The sequence below is a fragment of the Rhizobium sp. R635 genome, assembly GCF_002211285.1.
GTDB lineage: Bacteria > Pseudomonadota > Alphaproteobacteria > Rhizobiales > Rhizobiaceae > Rhizobium.
In genome coordinates this window covers 32125-51967 of record NZ_LOKX01000012.1, presented here as the reverse complement: position 1 = coordinate 51967, position 19843 = coordinate 32125, and the positions used below count along the sequence as shown (strand labels likewise).

At 62.9% G+C, this 19843-nt stretch carries 17 protein-coding genes; 8 read left to right on the top strand and 9 right to left on the bottom strand.

Annotated features, from left to right (window positions below; all coding sequences use genetic code 11):
- Positions 1-48: 48 nt before the first annotated feature.
- Positions 49-1074 (bottom strand): substrate-binding domain-containing protein, encoded by a 1026-nt coding sequence (locus ATY78_RS10975; protein ID WP_088682369.1) that lies wholly within the window; start codon positions 1072-1074, stop codon positions 49-51.
- A 293-nt stretch (positions 1075-1367) separates the two neighbouring features.
- Here ATY78_RS10975 and ATY78_RS10970 point away from each other — a divergent pair, with 293 nt between their 5' ends.
- Positions 1368-2372, top strand: coding sequence for a hypothetical protein (locus ATY78_RS10970; protein ID WP_088682368.1), 1005 nt, complete (start codon positions 1368-1370; stop codon positions 2370-2372).
- A 27-nt stretch (positions 2373-2399) separates the two neighbouring features.
- On the opposite strand, the gene ATY78_RS10965 is transcribed toward ATY78_RS10970, so the two are convergent.
- Both ATY78_RS10965 and ATY78_RS10960 read right to left on the bottom strand, forming a co-directional pair.
- Entirely contained in the window at positions 2400-3122 is a 723-nt protein-coding gene (locus ATY78_RS10965) for a response regulator transcription factor (protein WP_088682367.1), read from the bottom strand.
- 13 nt (positions 3123-3135) lie between these two features.
- On the bottom strand, positions 3136-4374 hold the full coding sequence (locus tag ATY78_RS10960) for a sensor histidine kinase (protein ID WP_088682366.1): 1239 nt from the start codon (positions 4372-4374) through the stop codon (positions 3136-3138).
- Positions 4375-4653: 279 nt separating this feature from the next.
- Between ATY78_RS10960 and ATY78_RS10950 the strand changes: the two genes are divergently transcribed.
- The 5 genes from ATY78_RS10950 to ATY78_RS10930 all read left to right on the top strand — a co-directional run bounded on the left by ATY78_RS10950 (position 4654) and on the right by ATY78_RS10930 (position 10017).
- On the top strand, positions 4654-5670 hold the full coding sequence (locus ATY78_RS10950) for an ABC transporter substrate-binding protein (protein ID WP_088682364.1): 1017 nt from the start codon (positions 4654-4656) through the stop codon (positions 5668-5670).
- Positions 5671-5742: 72 nt separating this feature from the next.
- Complete coding sequence (locus tag ATY78_RS10945; RefSeq protein ID WP_088682694.1) at positions 5743-7194, top strand: sugar ABC transporter ATP-binding protein; 1452 nt, start codon at positions 5743-5745, stop codon at positions 7192-7194.
- Positions 7191-8141: an ABC transporter permease gene (locus ATY78_RS10940; protein WP_088682363.1), complete on the top strand. Its 951-nt coding sequence runs from the start codon at positions 7191-7193 to the stop codon at positions 8139-8141. Before ATY78_RS10945 ends, ATY78_RS10940 begins: the two co-directional genes overlap by 4 nt.
- A complete protein-coding gene (locus ATY78_RS10935) occupies positions 8138-9088 on the top strand; it encodes an ABC transporter permease (protein WP_088682362.1) in 951 nt (316 codons plus the stop codon). The genes ATY78_RS10940 and ATY78_RS10935 overlap by 4 nt, the downstream gene beginning before the upstream one ends.
- A gap of 14 nt (positions 9089-9102) precedes the next feature.
- Positions 9103-10017, top strand: coding sequence for an SMP-30/gluconolactonase/LRE family protein (locus ATY78_RS10930; protein ID WP_088682361.1), 915 nt, complete (start codon positions 9103-9105; stop codon positions 10015-10017).
- An 18-nt stretch (positions 10018-10035) separates the two neighbouring features.
- On the opposite strand, the gene rbsK is transcribed toward ATY78_RS10930, so the two are convergent.
- The 6 genes from rbsK to ATY78_RS10900 all read right to left on the bottom strand — a co-directional run bounded on the left by rbsK (position 10036) and on the right by ATY78_RS10900 (position 16252).
- On the bottom strand, positions 10036-10965 hold the full coding sequence (gene rbsK / locus ATY78_RS10925) for a ribokinase (RefSeq protein WP_088682360.1): 930 nt from the start codon (positions 10963-10965) through the stop codon (positions 10036-10038).
- Positions 10962-11423 carry an RbsD/FucU domain-containing protein gene (locus tag ATY78_RS10920; protein ID WP_088682693.1) on the bottom strand — a complete coding sequence of 154 codons (462 nt, stop codon included), beginning with the start codon at positions 11421-11423 and terminating at the stop codon, positions 10962-10964. The genes rbsK and ATY78_RS10920 overlap by 4 nt, the downstream gene beginning before the upstream one ends.
- Positions 11424-11474: 51 nt before the next feature.
- Positions 11475-12497 carry a LacI family DNA-binding transcriptional regulator gene (locus ATY78_RS10915; protein WP_088682359.1) on the bottom strand — a complete coding sequence of 341 codons (1023 nt, stop codon included), beginning with the start codon at positions 12495-12497 and terminating at the stop codon, positions 11475-11477.
- Between the two features lie 17 nt (positions 12498-12514).
- Entirely contained in the window at positions 12515-13426 is a 912-nt protein-coding gene (locus ATY78_RS10910; RefSeq protein ID WP_088682358.1) for a carbohydrate ABC transporter permease, read from the bottom strand.
- On the bottom strand, positions 13426-14544 hold the full coding sequence (locus tag ATY78_RS10905; RefSeq protein ID WP_088682357.1) for a sugar ABC transporter permease: 1119 nt from the start codon (positions 14542-14544) through the stop codon (positions 13426-13428). The genes ATY78_RS10910 and ATY78_RS10905 overlap by 1 nt, the downstream gene beginning before the upstream one ends.
- Before the next feature lie 67 nt (positions 14545-14611).
- Complete coding sequence (locus ATY78_RS10900) at positions 14612-16252, bottom strand: extracellular solute-binding protein (protein ID WP_088682356.1); 1641 nt, start codon at positions 16250-16252, stop codon at positions 14612-14614.
- A gap of 338 nt (positions 16253-16590) precedes the next feature.
- Here ATY78_RS10900 and ugpC point away from each other — a divergent pair, with 338 nt between their 5' ends.
- Both ugpC and ATY78_RS10890 read left to right on the top strand, forming a co-directional pair.
- Positions 16591-17673 carry a sn-glycerol-3-phosphate ABC transporter ATP-binding protein UgpC gene (gene ugpC, locus ATY78_RS10895; protein WP_088682355.1) on the top strand — a complete coding sequence of 361 codons (1083 nt, stop codon included), beginning with the start codon at positions 16591-16593 and terminating at the stop codon, positions 17671-17673.
- 123 nt (positions 17674-17796) lie between these two features.
- A complete protein-coding gene (locus ATY78_RS10890) occupies positions 17797-19779 on the top strand; it encodes a protein-L-isoaspartate(D-aspartate) O-methyltransferase (RefSeq protein WP_088682354.1) in 1983 nt (660 codons plus the stop codon).
- Positions 19780-19843: the final 64 nt, after the last annotated feature.

The window sequence follows — 19843 nt, the reverse complement described above, 5'->3', positions numbered from 1 at the left end:
TCCGTCCGAACCATCCGCGCCAAAAGGCGCGGATGGTCTTGTCGGGCCTTATTCCTCGATGCCCTTCGTTCCGCGGCGCTTCAGATACTTGTCCCAATAGAAGTCGTCGGCATTTGCGGCGGTCACGATCGAGAGGCCGTTGTCGACGACCGGGATGCTCATCGGGTTGAAGCCCGAGCGCTTGGCGTCGTTCATCGGGTCGATCAGTTCCGGGTGCTTGGCGAGCCACAGCAGCATGAAGCCCATGTAGCCCTGCATGCCCTGGTTCGGGTTGATGGAGCCGAAAACCTCGCCGGCCTTGATCATGTCGAGGATGTTGGCATTGACATCAGCGCACATGACGAGAACCTTGCCGCCGGTTTCCTTATTGGCCTGCGCGGCGCCGATCGCGGAATTGGCTTCCGGCATGAAAACCGCGCCGAGGTTCGGATTGGCCTGGATCAGGCTGGAGAGCCCCTGATAGGCCTTGGTCGGATCCTGGTTGGACGCGGCGCGGCCGACGAGCTTCATGTCGGGCCATTTCGCGTCCATACGGGCGATGAAGGCGGCAATGCGCTTGTCGTGGTTGTCCTGGCCGGGATTTTCCAGAACCGCGTATTCGCCTTTGCCGCCCATCTTCTCGGCGATCGCGTCAGCGGCATAAGTGCCTTCGCGGGTATTGTCCGAAGTGATGAAGGAAACCCGCTTGGAGAGCGGCGAGTCGGCTGCGAAGGTGACGACCGCAGTGCCCTGATCGACGGCGCGGTTGATCGGCTCGATGAACGGATCGGAGTTCATCGGATGGACGAGAATGCCGGCCGGATTTTGCGCCAGCGCCTGGTCGAAGGTTGCGATCTGCTTGTTGACGTCATATTCCGGGGTCCCGGTATATTCCGTTTCGCAGCCGAGCTGCTGGCCCGCCTGCTTGAACATTTCATAGACCGGGAACCAATATTCGACGCCCGAAACCATGACGTTCATGACGTATTTTTCGCCCGGCTTGCAACGAAACGGATTATCCGTCGCAGCGGCAGAACCGGCAAAAAGCGTTGTCGCCAGGACCGCCATTGCGGTCGTCGTGAGAAAAGTGCGCAAAAGTCCTCCTCGAGGCCGAAGCCCCTCCCAAAAAGCCCGAGGGCGCCGAAACGACGCCGCTGATCGCGTTGAAGCCCGGATTTCCTCCTCGAAGTCCGGTATAGGCAGCTAACCTCAAAGGGAAATACATGTCAATATAATTCATAGTCAGAAATATATTTCACATTCGATCCCTGTACGGCCGTCTTTTGGCAGATGGAAGTGCGCTGTTAGGACTCATGCCAATCATGCGCGAATCCGCTATTACCGGCAGCGTGATATTGTGATTGGCCAATGTGCCCGGAGACTGCCGCATGCCCTTAGCGCCGAGCCTTTCCAAGTCTCTTGGTTTCACCGTGGTCCTCGCGTCGCTCTTGGGTGCAAGCCCGGCATTGGCTTCGGGGAAAACATCGCCTGTACCAAGCTGGCTGGCCGGCTATGTCGGCGAAGGAAAAGGCCAGATCGCTCCCGTCGTGCTGGAACGGGCTCGGGCGCTTTACCTGCAAAACATTGCGGAGGGAAAGGTCAGGAATTCCTGCTATTTCGCGATGGACGCCACACGTCCGAACGATCTTACCGACGGAACGACAGGCGGCCGGTTCTACATGATCTGCGAAGCGGAACAGTCGTTCCGGGTGATATCGGCGGGGCATGGAGGCGGCCGCAACCTGAAGGGCGTCGTCAACTTCTCCAACGGACGGGAGTGCGCCAGGAATTTCGGCAATGCGATGAACTCCAATCTGACGGCCGGCGGTGCCTATCTGACGAGTGAGATCAAGACTTCCTTCAAGGGCTATTACGGGCCTACCGCCAATCAGGAGACGGTGCTCACCCGCTCCTTCGTGCAGTTCGATGGCGTCGGCGAAACCGCGAACGCAAGGCAGCGCGCCATCGGCGGACATGCTGCGGCACTCGTGTCCGGCATATGCATGCAGAAAAAGCCGGAAAGTCCCTATGCCAATCGTGAGGGCTATGTCCCATTCGGAAAGCTGGTCATTTATGCGGGCGGCCGCAGTGACGGCTGCACCAGCTGGTCGCCCGAGGAAGCCCCGCAGGTGCTGTCGATGGTGAAGGACAATCCGACCACCCTCTATATCTATCCGGAAGCCCGCGATATCAGCGCGGTCGCGCGCGCGGTGACATCGGGCCAGCCGCCGGCAAAGGCCGGTTCCTATTGGAACGCTTCATGCCTTGGTGAAATCGGCTCTCCGCAGTTCTGGCCGAAGGAGAAGCTGGAGCCGGTCATCGTCAAGTACGGGCAAGATCACCCGGCGCCGCCGCCGCGCCCCGTACCGCTTTGCCAGACCCCTTCCAATTGAGAGACGCGTTCGACGCAGCGTCGGAAACTATTTCCCGTCAAGCCATTCCTGCAGTTCCGCCTCGGCCCGTTCCAGAGCGCTGTAGTTCAGGAGTTTGCGCAGGAATGCGACGGTGACGGCGCGGGCGCGCAGATTGAAGCGCCCGTCCTCGTGGTCGTCGCCGGCCGTCTGATAGACGTCGAGCTTGTCGTAGAGCTGCTGAAGACGGTTCTGGACGCTGCGCAGCGACAGGCCCCGGCGTTTGGCGATGGCCCGGTCGGTCAGGCCGAGCGCTATATCGACGAGGATCTCGTATTCGGAATCGGTGAAGCCGTTCGTCTGGCCAAGGCTCTTCTGCTGCAGGCCGCGCACCTCGCGGTCGATGACGCATTGGCTCTCGATGAAGATCGAGCGAAGCGCCAGCTTCAGCCGCTCGTCGGAGGCCGATTTCAGCACATAGCCATAGGCGGCCCCATCCGGCACGATGCGCGAGACGCCGCGCACATAGGCCTCATCAGAGTAATTCGACCAGAACAGGATGCGGGTTTCCGGCCGCTCCTTCCAGATCGTGCGCGCCGCCTCGATGCCGTTGCGGCTCGCCATCTGCAGGTCCATGACGATATGCGCCGACTTGTGGTCACGGGCGAGCTTCTCACCGACGGTTCCGTTCTCCGCCTCGATCACCGTGTCGCATTCCGGCAGCGCGGCGTTGACAGCCTCGTGTAGGTAGGACCGGTGCAGCGGGTCGTCCTCGACGATCAGAACTTTCATCGTGTCTTTCTCCTCAGTCTGGCTCGCCCGCCGGGCCGTTCGGCGCCAGCGGCAGCACGACGCGCACGGCGGTGCCGCGATTGTTGTGGCCTGGGCCGGTCGTGAAGCGCGCCGAAATTAGCCGCGCGCGGGTCTTCATATTGTCGATGCCGCCGCCGATCCGTCCCCGCGTCTTGGCAAGTCCGGTGCCGTCGTCGGAGATTTCGATCGACAGCTGTTCGTCGTCGGCTTCGAGCCGCACCATGATCGCCAGCGGGGCGGCATGGCGCACGGCATTGTTGATCGCTTCCTGCGCGATGCGGAACAGGGCGACGCTGACGGTCGGCTCCAGCCTTTCCAGCGCCCCGTTCGTCTCGTCGGCGAGGCCCCATTCGATGCCCGATCCGGTGTCGCGGGTCGACCGGTCGAGATGATGCTCGATCGCCTGGGCGAGACCGAAGAGCTGGAGTACGGAGGGTTTTGCCTGCTCGATGATCTGCCGCAGATCCTGCATGCAATGCTGCAGGGACCGCGAAACGGGTTCGAGCGCCTCGGGCGTCACCTCGCCGTTGCGCGACAGCCGGTCGATCCGCCGCGCAAGCCGCGTCAGATCGGCGAGCGTCTGGTCGTGAAGGTCCATGCCGATCCGCTGACGCTCCTGCTCCAACGCTTCGGTCAGCTTCAGCGCGCCCTGCCGCAGCCCCTCCTCGCGGGCGCGGGCTTCGGCCTCCACGATCGCCGAGCGTTGCGCCTGCTCGGCCGCCTGCAGCGCGAAGAAATAGGGCGTCAGCAGATCGGCGATGATGCGGGCGCGCTCGACGTCCTCCATCGTATAGACGCCCGCCCTGTGAGACGAGCAGGAAAGGGCCGCAATGATCGTGCCCTGCACCTTCATCGGGACATGCAGCCGGCTCCTCAGCGATTGTTCGACGATCGGCCGCTTGAACGCACCCTCGAAATGGAAACGCGGATCTTTCATGGCGTCATCCGAGAGCAGAAAGTCGACTTCACCGCGCAGGAGCGAGCGGATGGGGCTGTTGACGACAGGCGCGCCGGCAATCTCGCCCCAGGCGGTCTCGATGCCCGTCTCATAGGCCGTGTGATAATTGCCGCCTTCCAGCAGCACGCAGACGTCGAGATGGTCGTGCGGAATGATGTGGGCGACTTCGGCCGCGACCGAACGGATGGCCGAGCGGAAATCGAGCTGACCCGCGAGCAGCCGGGAAATGCCGAGATAATGGTCGAACAGGGCTGCCGGTGCGAGATGCAGCATTGTCAGTTCCTCCCCGTCACGACAGGCTCCTCAACCCGCCGCGATCGTTTCCCAGTAAGCGCCCGCAAATGGGCCGCCGTCTTGCGTAAACCCGCAGCTTGTTGCGCAAAACCCGCAAACGCGTTGCCGCCTTGCCCCTGTACAGGCCGGCCGATCTCCCGCATCCTGCCCTTACTGAGAGGAGGAAGCTCAGTGCAAGAACAATTTTCACTCGGGGCCCGCTTGAGCCGGCTGGAGTGAAGCGATCCGCCGACCGGCGCGATCATGAGGGAGGAAGACATGACAATCCGTAAGATGCTTCTGGCATCGGCCGCCATTGCTTGCGCCGCCATGCCCGTTTCCGCCTTTGCCGACACGTCGGCCAAGAAGATCGCCCTTTCCAACAACTATGCCGGAAACTCCTGGCGCCAGGCCATGCTGACGAGCTGGGGCAAGGTGACGGGCGAAGCCGTGAAATCAGGCGTCGTTGCCGCCGCCGATCCTTTCACCACCGCTGAGAACCAGGCGACGGAACAGGCCGCGCAGATCCAGAACATGATCCTGCAGGGCTATGACGCCATCGTGCTGAACGCCGCCTCGCCGACGGCGCTGAACGGCGCGGTCAAGGAAGCCTGCGACGCCGGGATTACCGTCGTCTCCTTCGACGGCATCGTCACCGAACCCTGCGCCTGGCGCATCGCCGTCAACTTCAAGGAAATGGGCCGCAGCGAGGTGGAGTATCTGTCGAAGAAACTCCCGCAGGGCGGCAATCTGCTCGAGATCCGCGGTCTTGCCGGCGTCTTCGTCGACGACGAGATTTCGGCCGGCATTCACGAAGGCGTCAAGCAGTTCCCGCAGTTCAAGGTCGTCGGCTCCGTCCACGGCGACTGGGCGCAGGACGTGGCGCAGAAGGCCGTCGCCGGCATCCTGCCGAGCCTGCCCGACATCGTCGGCGTGGTGACGCAGGGCGGTGACGGTTACGGCGCTGCACAGGCGATCGCCGCGACCGACCGGAAGATGCCGATCATCATCATGGGCAACCGCGAAGACGAGTTGAAGTGGTGGAAGGAGCAGAAGGACGCGAAGAGCTACGAGACCATGTCCGTGTCGATCGCGCCCGGCGTCTCCACGCTCGCCTTCTGGGTCGCCCAGCAGATCCTCGACGGCAAGCAGGTCAAGAAGGACCTCGTCGTGCCCTTCCTGCGCATCGACCAGGATAACCTCGAAACGAACCTCGCCAACACCCAGGCCGGCGGCGTCGCCAATGTGGAATACACGCAGGCAGACGCGATCAAGGTCATCGAGTCGGCAAAATAACTCTCCCGGCGATTGCCGCGCGGGCCGAAAATGGCCGCGCGGCAGTCCTTCCGAGCAGATGTGGCGGGCAGCATGAATGAGGTTTTGAAGGCGGTGATCGCCGTCGACGGCGCCAAGGTAAGCTTCGGCGCGGTCAGAGCGCTCGACGGCGTCACGCTCCGCGTCATGCCGGGCGAATGCGTCGGGCTCGTCGGACACAATGGAGCCGGCAAGTCCACGATCGTCAGCGTCATCAATGGCGGCCTCACGCCCCATGAAGGCAGCGTGACGAGCGATGGCGAGCGGCTGGAGCGTTACGGCATCAATGCGGCGCGAGCCCGCGGCGTGCGCTGCGTCTTCCAGGAGCTTTCGCTCTGCCCCAACCTTTCCATCGTCGAGAACACGCGCATCATGCACCGCGATCTCGGCGGCTTCGGCTGGCGCAGGCGCGCCGCAAGAATCATCGAAAAGAGCCTCGATGCGGTCTTTCCCGGCCATGGCATCGACAGCAGCCGGGCCGTGGGAGACCTTTCGATCGCCGAGCGGCAGATGGTCGAAATATCAATGGCCTTTTCCGACGCCGGCATTGCGCCGCGCCTGGTGATCCTCGACGAACCCACCTCCTCGCTCGATGCGAGCCTCGCCCGCCAGATGCTCGACCATGTCCGCCGCTTCGTCGCGGCCGGCGGCTCCGTCATCTTCATCTCGCATATCCTGCACGAGATCCTCGAAACCTCCGACCGCATCGTCGTCATGAAGGACGGCCGCGTCGTGGCCGAACGCCCGGCTGATGGATTCGACCATCGTGGCCTGGTCGAGGCCATGGGCACAGTTGCGAAGGAGGAGACGGGCCAGCGCCCGGCACGCGAGCAATCCACCGCTCCGCTCATTCTCTCCCATCAGACGGCGGGCCGTCCCTTTTCGGCCCGCAAGGGCGAGATCATCGGACTGGCGGGTCTCGCCGGCCACGGGCAGACCGAACTGCTGCTTGCCCTGCATGCTGCCCAGTCCGGCAACTGGCTGCCCGAGCGCGACCCGCTCGTCACCTTCGTCGCCGGCGACCGACGCCTCAACGGCGTCTTCGAACTCTGGAGCATCCTGCGCAACTTTTCCGTCGCCTCGCTCGGCGACCTGTCGCGGCGCGGCCTCATTCTGGCTGATGAAGAGGAGAGCAAGGGCGCGGACTGGAAACGGCGGATCGAGATCCGCACGCCCGACATGGCAAACCGCATATTATCGCTCTCCGGCGGCAACCAGCAGAAAGTGCTCTTTGCCCGCGCCCTTTCCACGCGCGCGCCTGTCGTCCTGATGGATGATCCGATGCGCGGCGTCGATGTCGGGACCAAGCAGGAGGTCTACGCCATCATCCGCGACGAAGCTTCGCGCGGCCGCACCTTCATCTGGTATTCGACCGAGATGGACGAGGTCCGTCTCTGCGACCGCGTCTACGTCTTCCGCGAAGGCCGCATCACGGCCGAACTCGCCGGCGACGCCGTCAGCGAGACCAACATCATCGCCGCATCCTTCGAAGGGGTCGCCGCATGACGTTCCGGCTCTCGTCCGACGCCATGCGTCTTGCCATTCCCGCTTTGTCGCTGACGCTGCTCCTCGCCGCCGTCTTCTGGCTGCAGCCGCGCGCCATGAGCTATGTCGGGCTCAACCTGCTGTTCAATCTGGCGGTGCCGATCGCGCTGGCGACGATCGCCCAGATGCTTGTCATGGCGGTCAACGATCTCGATCTGTCGATGGGCACCTTCGTCAGCTTCGTCGCCTGCGTGAGCGCGACCTTTCTGCGCGATGACCCTGTAATCGGTGTCCTGATCCTTGCAGGAGCGATCGCAGCCTATGCGGGCCTCGGCGTCATCATCTACCTGCGCGACCTGCCGTCCATCGTCGTCACTCTCGGCATGAGCTTCGTCTGGGGCGGCCTTGCCGTGCTGCTGCTGCCCGCACCAGGCGGGCAGGCGCCGGATTGGGTGCGCTCTCTGATGACCGTCAAGCCGCCGCTGGCGCCCATGGCGATCGTCGCCAGCATCATCATCGCCGTCATCGCCCATCTTCTCGTCATGCGGTCGTCGCTCGGCGTGCTGATCCGCGGCATCGGCGGCAACCAGCGCTCGGTCGAGCGCGCCGGCTGGTCGATCGTCGCCGCCCGCGCCGCCGCCTATGGCCTGGCCGGCCTTTTCGCGGTGCTCGCGGGTATTGCCCTCGTCGGCCTGACGACGTCGGCCGACGCCAATATCGCGTTGCGCTACACGCTGCTGTCGATCGCCGGCGTGATCCTCGGCGGCGGCGAATTCATCGGCGGCCGCGTCTCCCCTGTCGGCGCGGTCATCGGCGCGCTGACGCTGACGCTCGCCGGCTCCTTCCTCTCCTTCCTGCGCATCTCGCCCGACTGGCAGATCGGAGCCCAGGGCGCGATCCTGATCATCGTGCTCGCCCTTCGCCTGATGCTGAACCGCCTGGAGAAACGGGAGAAACGCCGCCGATGACCCATCTCCTCGGCCTTTTCGGCAAACCCTGGATTTGGTCATGGCTTGCCGCCTTCGTCGTCTGGTTCCTGACGATCATGGTGACGCTCGGCGCCAGCACGCTCGGCCTGTCGCAGGCAGCCCTCACCTTCGCGGCCTTCTCCGTCATCGTCGGAATCGGCCAGATGTTCGTCATCACGCTCGGCCCCGGCAATATCGACCTGTCGGTTCCCGCCACCATGACGCTTGCCGGCACGGGGGCGCTGAAACTGATGAACGTCGAAAACAGCTTGATCCTGCCCGGGCTTCTTGTCGCCATCCTCATCGGCCTCCTCGTCGGCCTCGGCAATTATGCGCTCATCAAGGCGCTGCGCATTCCGCCGATCATCGCTACGCTTTCCATGAGCTTCATCGTGCAGTCCGCGGCGATCTGGACGAACCGGGGCTTGCGCATCAAGCCGCCGAGCATGCTAGCGGAATTCACCACCTCGAACACGCTCGGCGTGCCGAACGTGGCAATCGCAGCGCTCCTCATCTCACTGCTGGCCTGGTTCTTGCTCCATAAGACGGTCTACGGACGCTGGATCTCGGCGATCGGCCAGAGCATGCCGGCCGCGCGCATGGCCGGCATCCCGGTCGACGGCACGCGTTTCGTCACCTATCTGTTCTGCGCTGTGCTCGCATCCGTCGCGGGCTACCTGCTCGCCTGCTTCTCCGGCGGCGCAGCGCTCAATATGGGCTCGGAATATCTGCTGACCTCGATCGCCGTCGTCGTGATCGGCGGCACGGCGGTCGCAGGCGGCGATTCCAACGTGCCGGGCATCTGGGGCGCGTCGCTCTTCATGTTCCTGGTTGTTTCCATGCTCAACACCTATGGGGTCGGCGCGGGCATCCGCCTCATCATGACCGGCCTCATCATCATCAGCGTCATCATGCTCGCCGGCGGCCGCCGGGCCGGCATGCGATAAACGGGAAGACCGCCATGGCCGAGGCCAGCATCTACGAAATCCACGACCCGCGCTTCCGGCAGTTGATCGTGGCTAGCGCCGGCCTCGACGAGCTTTATTCCGGCTGCCGCTGGGCGGAAGGCCCCGTCTGGTTCAACGATGCGAACCAGCTCCTCTGGAGCGATATTCCCAACCAGCGCATGCTGCGATGGACGCCGGAGGGCGGGGTCTCCGTCTACCGGCAACCATCCAACTTCACCAACGGCCACACGCGCGACCGCCAGGGCCGGCTCGTCTCCTGCGAACATGGCGGACGCCGCGTCACGCGCACCGAGATCGACGGTTCGATCACCGTGCTCGCCGACCGTTTCGAGGGCGCGCGGCTCAATTCGCCGAACGACTTAGTTGTGAAATCGGACGGCACGATCTGGTTCACCGATCCCACCTACGGCATCATGTCGAATTATGAAGGCTATCAGGCCGAGCCCGAGCAGGCGACGCGCAATGTCTACCGCCTCGATCCGGCAACCGGCGAACTTGCCGCCGTCGTCACGGATTTCATCCAGCCGAACGGCCTCGCCTTCTCGCCCGACGAGACGATCCTCTACATCGCGGACTCGGCGGCAAGCCACGACGAAAGCCTGCCGCGTCACATCCGCGCCTTCGACGTGATCGATGGCAGCAGGCTCGAAAACGGCCGCGTCTTCTGCCATATCGACAACGGCATTCCGGACGGCATCCGGATTGACGTCAATGGGAATCTCTGGTCCAGCGCCGGTGACGGCGTGCATTGCTTCGATGCGACGGGCAAGCTGATCGGCAAGATCCGCGTCCCCCAGACCGTCGCAAACCTCACCTTCGGCGGGCCCGCACGCAACCGCCTGTTCATCGCCGCGACGCGCTCGCTCTATTCAGTCTATGTCGCCGCGACCGGCTCTCAAATGCCATGAGCCGATGATGGGCCTCCATCATGCGGAACACAGCAAGGTGTCGATCTCGGCGCGAGAAGGCATGGCGGGAGCCGTGCCCGGCCGTGTCACGGCAATGGCAGCCGTGGCGGAGCCGAAGCGGACAGCATCGATCGGCGCGCGTCCTTCGGAAATCGCCGTCGCGAAGCCGCCGAGGAAGGCATCGCCGGCCCCGGTTGTGTCGATGACGCTGCCCGCCGAAAATGCGGGCACGAATTCGCACTGACCCTCGGTGTAGTAAAATGCGCCGCGTGCGCCGAGCGTGATGATCGCCGCTTTCGCCCCTCGCTCCACCAGGGCACGGCCGGCTGCGCGCACCTGTTCATCGCTTTCGATCGCGTGACCCACCAGTTCGGCCGCTTCCACCTCATTGGGAACGATGAAATCGCACAGGCCGTAGATGCTGTCCGGAATGGCGCGCGCCGGCGCGGGGTTGAAGATCGTCGTCGCCCCTGCCCTCTTCGCCATCGACAGCCCGTGCATGGCCGCTTCGAGCGGCTGTTCGAGCTGCGTCATGAAAATGGCGGCGCTTTCGATCTCCGCCCGGTTCGCGTCGACGTCTTCGACGCCGATAAGGCCCGAGGCACCCGGCGCGACGATGATGGCATTGTCACCGGTCACTTCGTCGACGAAGATGAAAGCGGCGCCGCTGGAAACGCCGTCCATCTTCATCACATTGGCTTTGACGCCCGCCGCCGCATAGGCCGCAAGGGCCATTTCGCCGAACGGATCGTTGCCGACCCGGGAGATGAAGGTCACCTTCCCGCCGGCCTTGGCCGCGGCGACTGCCTGATTGGAACCTTTGCCGCCCGGCCCGAGCGTGAAGCCCGACCCCATCAGCGTCTCGGCCATGTGCGGCAGGCGCTTTGCCTTATAGGCGGTGTCGGCGGCAAAAATGCCCAGAATGACGATCCCGCTTTTCTCGCTCATCTCACAGCATCCTCCGCGGGGATGACGCCCTTGGTCAGAAGGAAGCAACCGTAGAACCGAAGCTCTCCCGTGGCGATGACGCAATAGGCCTTCTTGGCAATCTCATAAAACGCCATCCGTTCGACCGGATACATCGGTGACGGCCTGCGTTCGGCGCGATCGACGATCGCCTGGACTTCCTGTTGAATCGGCGGAATTTCATCGGGCTTGCCGATCACTTCCATGCGGCCCACCGAGGGCTGGATCGGTGTGTCCAGGGGCAAGACGGAAAGGATCGCCTCGATCGCCTGCGGCGCGGTGATGTTTTCCATGGTCAGCAGCTTGCCCAGACGCGTCTGACGGGCGATCGAATCCGATGGAAAATTCATGTCGGATACGACGAGATAATCGCCGTGCCCCATGTTGCAGAGTGCTTGAAGAATGTCGCCGTTGAGTTCGGCCCTGATTCCCTTGAGCATTGATCCTTCCATCCCTTTCTCGTGGCCGGAGCACCGGCCTTGCTTCAATTCTTAATGTTTGGCGATATCGGGCTTCGGCTTCGGGCACGGGCCGCTCGAACCCCGCACGACCAGCGACCCGTCGACCATCTCGTCTCTCCTGTCCGATGGGTCCTCGAGGAGAAGGCCGACCGCGCGCCGCGCCAGCATGTCCGCCGGCTGGCGTATGGTCGTCAGCCTCGGAACGACGAGATTGGCGAGCGAAATATCGTCGAAACCCGTGACCGAGAGTTTTCGCGGCACGTCGATCTTGAGATCGCGTGCAGCGCGCAGCGCACCGATCGCCTGCTGGTCGCTGGCAGCAGCAATCGCCGTGGGCCGGTCCTGCGGCGGGCGCGAGAGCAGGTCGCGGGCAATTCTTTCACCGGATTCATAATCGAATTTGCCGTAGGCGATTTCGAGTTCGACCGGCTCCCCGGTTTTGCCGAACCGATCGATGCGGCCGACGAAGCCCTCTCTGCGCATGCGCCCGGCTTCAGTATCGGGCGGCCCGGCGATATAGGCGATGTGGCGATGTCCAAGCTCATAGAGATGATCGGCAATCAGCGCGGCCGCCTGCGCATGATTGGTCGAGACCAGCGGAAAGGCGCCGAAGCGCCGGTCGAGCGAGATGACCGGAACCGTGGCCTCCAGGTGGAGCCCCGGACCGGCGCTCGAAGCCACCACGATGATGCCGCGCACCGACCGATCGAGAAACGCCAGGACGTGGCTCTGCTCCGCCTCGCGATCGTCATGCGAGCTTGCCAGCATGAGGCTATGCCCGCGTTCGAGCGCCGCGCGCTCGACGCTGGCCGCAAGCTGCGCGAAGAACGGATTGGTGATGTCGGGAACGATGAGGCCGATGACATCAGTTCTGCTGGTGCGCAGCGCTCTCGCGGTGACATTCGGCCGGTAGCCGAGCGCCGAGATGGCGTCGTTGACCTTTTCGCGCAGCATGGGTTTGACCGCGGCTTCGCCCGACAGCACGCGCGAAACGGTGCCCACGGATACACCGGCATGTTCGGCGACATCCTTGACTGTGGGCATCTTTGACATTTTCGACCGTCCCGCAGCTATTTTACCGCTCCTGCCGTCATCCCGGCGATGATGTGCTTTTCCAGCACGACGCCGACGATAACAAGCGGAAGGATACCGGCGGTGGAAAGAGCGGCCATCGACCACCAGTTGATGCCCTGGCTGCCTGTCTGGCTCGCAATCATCACCGGCAGCGTATTGGTATTGGTCGAGGTCAGCAGTGCGGCGAAGAAATATTCGTTCCAGCACAGGATCAGCGCCAGCAGGAACGCGGCCACCATGCCCGGCAGAACGAGCGGCACGATGATGCGGGCAAACGCGCCCCAGACCGACAGGCCGTCGACGAGTGCGGCCTCCTCCAGCTCCACCGGTATGGTGGCGAACTGGTCGCGCATGATCCAGACGACGATCGGCAGCACCATCAGCGTGTAGACGGCGATCATGCCCACATAAGTGTCGAGCAGCGCCAGCTCCTTGTAGAGAACCAGGAACGGCAAAGCGAGGACGACGGGCGGCATGATGAGTTGCGAGAGGAAGAAGAAGGAAATGTCGGAATTGCGCATATGGCCGAACTTGTAGGAAAAGCGGCTGAGGCCATAGGCCGCGAGCGATCCGAGCACGACCGCAAGGGCGGATGCGGTGACGGAAATGATGACGCTGTTCCAGAGCCTGCGCATGAACTCGTCGCGCACCGTCGATATCTCGAAAATCGTATCGGGAGAAAGCCCGAGCGAGCGCCAGCCGAGCCAGCTGGGCGCAAAGTTGAACCAGGGGATCAGATTGCCGCGCATGACATCCGCGGCTGTCTTGAACGAGGTCGACACCGTCCAGAACAGCGGGAAGATGCAGACGAATGCCCAGATGATCAGCAGGCCATAGACGGCGAAACGCATGGCCCACCAGCGGATGCGCTGGCCGCGCCCGTATTTTTCGAAATCGATCCGAACCATCAGAGCCTTCCTGTCATGCGCTTCACGATACGGTCGGAAATCTTCATCAGCCCCGTCATGCCGACGACGATGATGACCAGATAGACCAGCGCGAGCAGGGTTCCATATCCGACATTCGAACGGTCGCGGTATTCGCGATAGATGAAACTGGTGACGGAATCGGTCGCGCCACCGGGACCTCCCGATGTCACCGTGATGATGATGTCGGCGAGCTTCAGCTTGAAGATGATGCGGATCATCACCGCCGTTACCGAAACCGGCAGCATCAGCGGGAAAATGACCTGCCAGAAACGTTGCCATTTGGTGGCGCCGTCGACTTCGGCCGCCTCCAGCACCTCCCTCGACAAGGCCTGCAGCCCGGCAAGCAGCATGATCATCATGAAGGGGATGAAGGTCCAGGCATCCATGATCATGATCGACAGCCGCGCCGTCAGCGGATCGCCGAAGAAGGAGGGATTTTCCCATCCGAGCCAGCGGGCGAAACGCGCAACCGGACCGAAACGGGTCTCCAGCATCGACTTGCCGACCATCCAGCTCACCGCGACCGGCGACAGCATCAAGGGCACGAGGAAGGTGACGCGCCAGAACTTACGGGCAAGGATTTCCTGGTTGAGGAGCAGCGCCAGGCCGAAGGCGATCGCATATTCCACCGCTATCGCCAGGCAGTAGAGGATCATGTTGAGTAGGGCGTTGGCATAGAACGGGTCGGCGATCATCCGGCGCACATTGTCGAGCCCGTTGAAGCGCCGGCCGGCGGAAGAGGCGAGGTTCCAGTCGGAAAAGCCGATCCAGAGCGCAAAGAGCAGCGGAAAGACCACCATCGACACGACGAAAAGCGCGGCCGGCAGAACGAAAAGCGCCTTCTTGCCCGCTTCGCCGTGAATGACGACACGGGTGACGCAAAGAACCGCGGCCCAGAGAAAATAGGCATAGAGAACCGGCCGCCAGTTCGCGAAGCCCCAACCGGTCCAGCCCAGTTCATGCATACCCTGCAGTACGAACGACGCTATGAACCATAGGGCGCTGAGCCACAGGGCCGCGCGGCCCCAGAAGCGGCGGCTCGCGGAAATGGAGCCGGCTTCGACCGTGTGGAGCAGGTCGCCTTCGACTGTCGACATGATATTCCTCGTCCGGACAGAATGGGCGCTGGCGAATTCCGATCCGCCAGCGCGTATGAGTGAGCGATCAGAGCCCGAGGCTTGCTCGGTAAAGCTTCAGCTGGCTGTCGCGGCCGATCTGGTCGGTGATCTTTTCCCAGGCAGCCGCGATCGCATCCGCGGTTTCCTGTGCTGATTTATACTGTCCGGCAAAGCCCTTTGCCAGTTCGTCCTCGGCAACGGAGTAATATTGGAAGATGCCGGGAATGCGCGGCTCGATGGCGGCGTTCGGATGGTTGTAGCTGTCGGCGTTCGAACCGAGATAGTCCTCGATATAGGCGCGGTCGTAACCTGCCTTTTCCCATTCGTCGTAGTTGAAGTTGGACTGACGATAGGGCTGGAAGCCGGAAGGATAGGCCGACGTCCACAGGGACAGATCCTTGCCGCCGAGATGGGCGGCGGCAGACCAGGCGGCCTTGCGCTTCTTCTCGTCGCCGGAGACCTGCTTGGTGACGTAGATGCCCCAGCCGAGATAGGCCATGTTGGGCGCTTCGTTGTACTTGTCTTCCCATTGCCCGGTCTTGCGGTTGTAGACCCGGTTGGAGCCGCGGTTGATGCCGAAGCCGACCACATCGCCCACGACCGACGTGTCCGAGGTGCGAGCGCTGGAGCCGACGTCGCCCCACCACATCAGCATTGCGCCGGTGCCCGCCAGGAACTGAGAGAAGGCGGTGGTGCCGGGGTCGGCGTTGATCTGGTCGGCCGGATAGGCCTTGGCGGCGATCAGATCCAGGACGTCCTGGATCGCCTGGACCCAGGCGGGGTTATTGACCAGCGGCTTCATGTTTTCAGGATCGAACAGCCAGGCCGGGTCGCCGGGATATTTGGCATAGGCCGTCGCGCGGTTCTCGATGAAATAGAAGCCGAACCCGCCCCAGCCCTTGAGCGGATCGAGATAGCCGTAAGCCGGCTGGCCGGTCAGCGGATCGGTCTTGCCGATCAGCGCCTTGGACGCCGCATTGACCTCCTGCCAGGTCTTCGGCGGCTCGGCCATGCCGCTGATCGAACCCTCGCCGAAGTAATCCTTGCGATAGGCGAAGGTATGGCAGTCGCCGTCGATCGTGACGCGATAGGTCTTGCCGTCCCAGGTGCCGACCGGCGGCTTGAGGTAGCTCACCAGGTCGTCGGCTTCGATCTGCTTTGCAGCCCAGTCGGGCATCTCGTCCAGAAGCCCGCGCCCGGCGGTGTCGCCTTCGAAGGGCGCGCCCATTTCTAGAATGTCGAAATCGACCGTGCCGGTCGCGATCGACTGCTGAAGGCGGGCGTTGTAATCGGCCTGAGCAAGGTCGATCCAGTTGATCTTGGCGCCCGTATAGGCTTCCCACGGCTTCAGGAAACCGCGGAACAGGAAGTTATGCAGATTCTGGTTGTTGAGCCCCATGAAAGTCAGCTCGACGCCCGCGAACTCGCCTTGCTTGACATTGGCCTTGGTCGGGCCGAGGCAGAGCTCGCCGACCTTCTGCCAGTCCGCATCCGTCGGCGAGCCCTTGCCGACGCCCGGGATCTGCAGGATCTGGGCGCGCACGTCATCGGCGGCAAATGCCATGCCGGGAATGCCGCCCATCGCGCCGGACAGACCGAGCAGGGCCGCGGCACTCGCCGTTCCGCGCAAAACGTCGCGGCGGCTTGCCTGACGGCGCATCAGTGCATCGTATATTTCGACTTTCATGTCTTCCTCCTCCACGTTTCCTAGCGCTGCCGGCAGCCGATCTGACGGGCCGGCTCCAGTCCGATTTTAAGACTGGCTTGGTGCAGAACTATCTGGTAAGCAAGAAATGAAACGTTTCATATCTTGCTTGAAACCGCTTCCTCCCGGTCTCGCGACGGAGGATCAGACGGCGCGCTGAAAAAGTCAACAAGAAATGAAACGTTTCACGGAGGACGATTGACGGGTGTTTTCGGGCAGGCGCAGAGGACGGTTTTGCCGGCCGGATGCTCTGGAATACGCGGCAAGGCATGCATGCTTCCGGGGCTGCCCGGGAGCGCTGGACAGCAAGCGGGAGGCACATGGCTGAGGTCGATATTTCAGGGGCGCGCAAGGCTTACGGCGCCGTCAATGTCCTGCATGGCGTGGATATAGACATTCGCGACGGCGAATTCGTCGTGCTCGTCGGCCCGTCCGGCTGCGGCAAATCCACCCTGTTGCGCATGGTCGCGGGGCTGGAAAGCATCACCGGCGGCACCATTTCGATCGGCGGGAAGGTCGTCAACAACCTGCCGCCGAAGGACCGCGACATCGCGATGGTCTTCCAGAGCTATGCGCTCTATCCGCACAAGACCGTCGCCGAAAACATGGTCTTCGCGCTGCGCCTGCAGAAGCAGCCGGCCGATCTCATCAAGCAGCGCCTGCAGGCGGCGGCCGAAACGCTCGACCTCGTGCCCTATTTGGACCGCTATCCGCGCCAGCTTTCGGGCGGTCAGCGCCAGCGCGTGGCGATGGGCCGAGCCATCGTCAGGTCGCCGCAGGTGTTCCTGTTCGACGAGCCGCTTTCGAACCTCGACGCCAAGCTGCGCGTGCAGATGCGCAAGGAAATTAAGGAACTGCACCAGCGGCTGAAGACCACGACCATCTATGTCACCCACGACCAGGTCGAAGCGATGACCATGGCCGACAAGATCGTGGTGATGCAGGGCGGCAAGGTCGAACAGATCGGCACACCGCTGGAACTCTACGACCGCCCCGGCAACACCTTCGTCGCAACCTTCATCGGCTCGCCGTCGATGAACCTGCTGAAAGGCCGCTACAAGGCCGACGGCGCGATCTTCGTCACCGAGGCCGGCGACGAGATTGCCCTCGGTTTCACGCCGGAAGCCGCCGACGGCCAGGCCGTGCTGCTCGGCATGCGGCCTGAACACCTGTCGCTCAGCGAAAGCGGGCTGAAGACGACGGTGAACGTCACCGAGCCCACCGGCCATGAAACGATGGTGTTCCTGCGCTACGGGCCGGGCGAGCTGGTCGCGGTGTTCTCGGAACGCCACGATTTTGACCCCGGGCAGGCCGTGACGATCGCCCCTCGGCCGGAGAAGCTTCATCTTTTTGATGCGGCATCCGGCAAGACGTTGCGACCGGAACAAGCCTCTGGCAGGTGAGGACATATAATATCCAGGGAGGCGCGCTGCTGGCGAACCGCTCTCCCCAGGAACTCTTCGGGCGTCCGGGTGTTTTGCTTTCTTCTCACTCCCCGAAATTGCGATCGACCGAGGAGTTGATCCATGGATATGACGCGCGCCCGGGATCGTATGGTGGAACAACAGCTGACACGCCGCGGTATCGGCGATCGGAGTGTCGTTCAGGCGATGCGCACGGTACCGCGCGAAAGCTTCGTCGACCCCGGCTTCGAGGAATTCGCCTATGAGGATGCGCCGCTGTCGATCGGCGACGGCCAGACCATTTCGCAGCCGTTCATCGTCGCCCTGATGCTCGAAAAGGCCGGCCTTAATGCCGGCGACAAGGTGCTCGAGGTCGGAACCGGTTCCGGCTATGCCTCGGCCCTCATCAGCCGCATCGCCAGGCACGTCTACTCCGTCGAGCGCCATGAGCGGCTGGCGCTGCAGGCCAGGGAGCGGTTCGAGAGGCTCGGATACTCCAACATCGACGTTCGTGTCGGCGACGGCAGCAAGGGTTGGCCGAAAGCCGCTCCCTTCGATGCGATTATCGTTTCCGCCGGCGCGCCCGAGGTCCCACTTGCCTTGAAAGAGCAGCTGGACTTCGGAGGACGGCTGATCATTCCCGTCGGCCGCGGCGACGCGCAGCGTCTGAAACGGATCACACGGACCGGAGCCGCCGTCTTCGAGGAGGAAGATCTCGGCGGCGTCCTGTTCGTTCCCCTGATCGGGGAAGACGCCTGGACCGCCGCACATCCGATGTATACGGCGACGGCCCCGTCATCGCCTGCGGAAGAGGCGCCCGCTGCGTTCATCGCGGATGCGGCGGAAGAATTCTCATCGCTTGATGACAAGAGCTTTGCAGCCCTTTTCGACCGGTTTGCCGAAAGCCGCATCGTTCTGCTCGGCGAATCCACGCATGGCACAGCAGAGTTTTACGAGGCCCGCGCCGCTATCAGCCGCCACCTGATCGCGCATCACGGCTTCAATCTGATCGCGGTCGAAGCAGATTGGCCTGATGCCGCGGCGATCGACCGATGGATAAACGGCCAAGCGCCGAAGGGCGGCGAGCCATTCAGCCGATTTCCCAGGTGGATGTGGCGCAATCTGGAATTTTCCAGCTTCGCCGGCTGGATGAAGGAGGAAAACCGGCCTCGAAAGACTTTGCAGAAAGATCCGGTACGGTTCTACGGCCTGGATCTTTACAACATGTCGGGATCGATCCGCTCCGTGCTCGACTATCTCGAAAGCGTCAGCCCGGAGACGGCGGCGACCGCCCGGGAACGCTACGGCTGCCTCAGCCCCTGGCAGAGCGATCCGGCGACTTACGGCAGAGCCGTCCTCACCGACGCCTACAGATCATGCGAGGAGGCCGTGCTGAAGCAATGCACCGAACTCCTGGCGCGGTCTCTCGATGACTCGGCCTCCGATGGCGACGATTTTCTGAATGCCGCCCAATCGGCAAGGCTGCTCGCCGCAGCCGAGCGCTATTACCGCGTCATGTATTACGGCGGTTCCCAAGCCTGGAATCTCCGCGACACCTATATGGCCGATACGATCGAACATCTGCTCGAGTTTCACGGACCGGCAGCGAAGATCATCATATGGGCTCATAATTCCCATATCGGCGACGCCCGCTATACCGACATGGCGGCCGCCCGCGACGAACTCAATCTCGGCCAGCTGTGTCGGCAGCGTTTCGATGGAATGACCAGCCTCATTGGACTGGGAACGCATTCCGGCGCAGTGATCGCCGCAAGCGACTGGGACGGTCAAGCCGAGACGAAGCAGGTCAATCCATCGCTGCCGGAAAGTTGCGAGCGGCTGTGTCACGACTCCGAAAAGCCGCGATTTCTCCTCGATTTCAAAGCCAGCGAGGAACTGCACGCCCGTCTTGTCGAACAGCGGCTTCAGCGCTTCATCGGCGTCATCTACCGGCCGGACACGGAGCGGCTGAGCCATTACATGCCGACGTCGCTGTCACGGCAATATGATGCCTTCCTCTGGTTCGATGAAACCCGCGCGCTTTCGCCGCTCGGGCCGCCGGAGCCGGACACCGGTGACCGGGAAACTTTTCCCTATGGTTTCTAGCGCATCGGCTTGAAGGCGGCCGCTCCTTGGTCCCGGGAACTTTTGCGTCCGCCGCAGGTTCTAT

Bases quoted from the DNA above. Each gene is read 5' to 3' on its own strand.
- ATY78_RS10940 (WP_088682363.1), top strand. From the start codon at position 7,191: ATGACGTTCCGGCTCTCGTCCGACGCCATGCGTCTTGCCATTCCCGCT.
- ATY78_RS10930 (WP_088682361.1), top strand. From the start codon at position 9,103: ATGGCCGAGGCCAGCATCTACGAAATCCACGACCCGCGCTTCCGGCAG.
- ugpC (WP_088682355.1), top strand. From the start codon at position 16,591: ATGGCTGAGGTCGATATTTCAGGGGCGCGCAAGGCTTACGGCGCCGTC.
- ATY78_RS10905 (WP_088682357.1), bottom strand. From the start codon at position 14,544: ATGTCGACAGTCGAAGGCGACCTGCTCCACACGGTCGAAGCCGGCTCC.
- ATY78_RS10920 (WP_088682693.1), bottom strand. From the start codon at position 11,423: ATGCTCAAGGGAATCAGGGCCGAACTCAACGGCGACATTCTTCAAGCA.
- ATY78_RS10935 (WP_088682362.1), top strand. From the start codon at position 8,138: ATGACCCATCTCCTCGGCCTTTTCGGCAAACCCTGGATTTGGTCATGG.
- ATY78_RS10910 (WP_088682358.1), bottom strand. From the start codon at position 13,426: ATGGTTCGGATCGATTTCGAAAAATACGGGCGCGGCCAGCGCATCCGC.
- ATY78_RS10965 (WP_088682367.1), bottom strand. From the start codon at position 3,122: ATGAAAGTTCTGATCGTCGAGGACGACCCGCTGCACCGGTCCTACCTA.
- ATY78_RS10945 (WP_088682694.1), top strand. From the start codon at position 5,743: ATGAATGAGGTTTTGAAGGCGGTGATCGCCGTCGACGGCGCCAAGGTA.
- ATY78_RS10960 (WP_088682366.1), bottom strand. From the start codon at position 4,374: ATGCTGCATCTCGCACCGGCAGCCCTGTTCGACCATTATCTCGGCATT.
- ATY78_RS10915 (WP_088682359.1), bottom strand. From the start codon at position 12,497: ATGTCAAAGATGCCCACAGTCAAGGATGTCGCCGAACATGCCGGTGTA.
- rbsK (WP_088682360.1), bottom strand. From the start codon at position 10,965: ATGAGCGAGAAAAGCGGGATCGTCATTCTGGGCATTTTTGCCGCCGAC.
- ATY78_RS10900 (WP_088682356.1), bottom strand. From the start codon at position 16,252: ATGAAAGTCGAAATATACGATGCACTGATGCGCCGTCAGGCAAGCCGC.
- ATY78_RS10950 (WP_088682364.1), top strand. From the start codon at position 4,654: ATGACAATCCGTAAGATGCTTCTGGCATCGGCCGCCATTGCTTGCGCC.
- ATY78_RS10970 (WP_088682368.1), top strand. From the start codon at position 1,368: ATGCCCTTAGCGCCGAGCCTTTCCAAGTCTCTTGGTTTCACCGTGGTC.
- ATY78_RS10890 (WP_088682354.1), top strand. From the start codon at position 17,797: ATGGATATGACGCGCGCCCGGGATCGTATGGTGGAACAACAGCTGACA.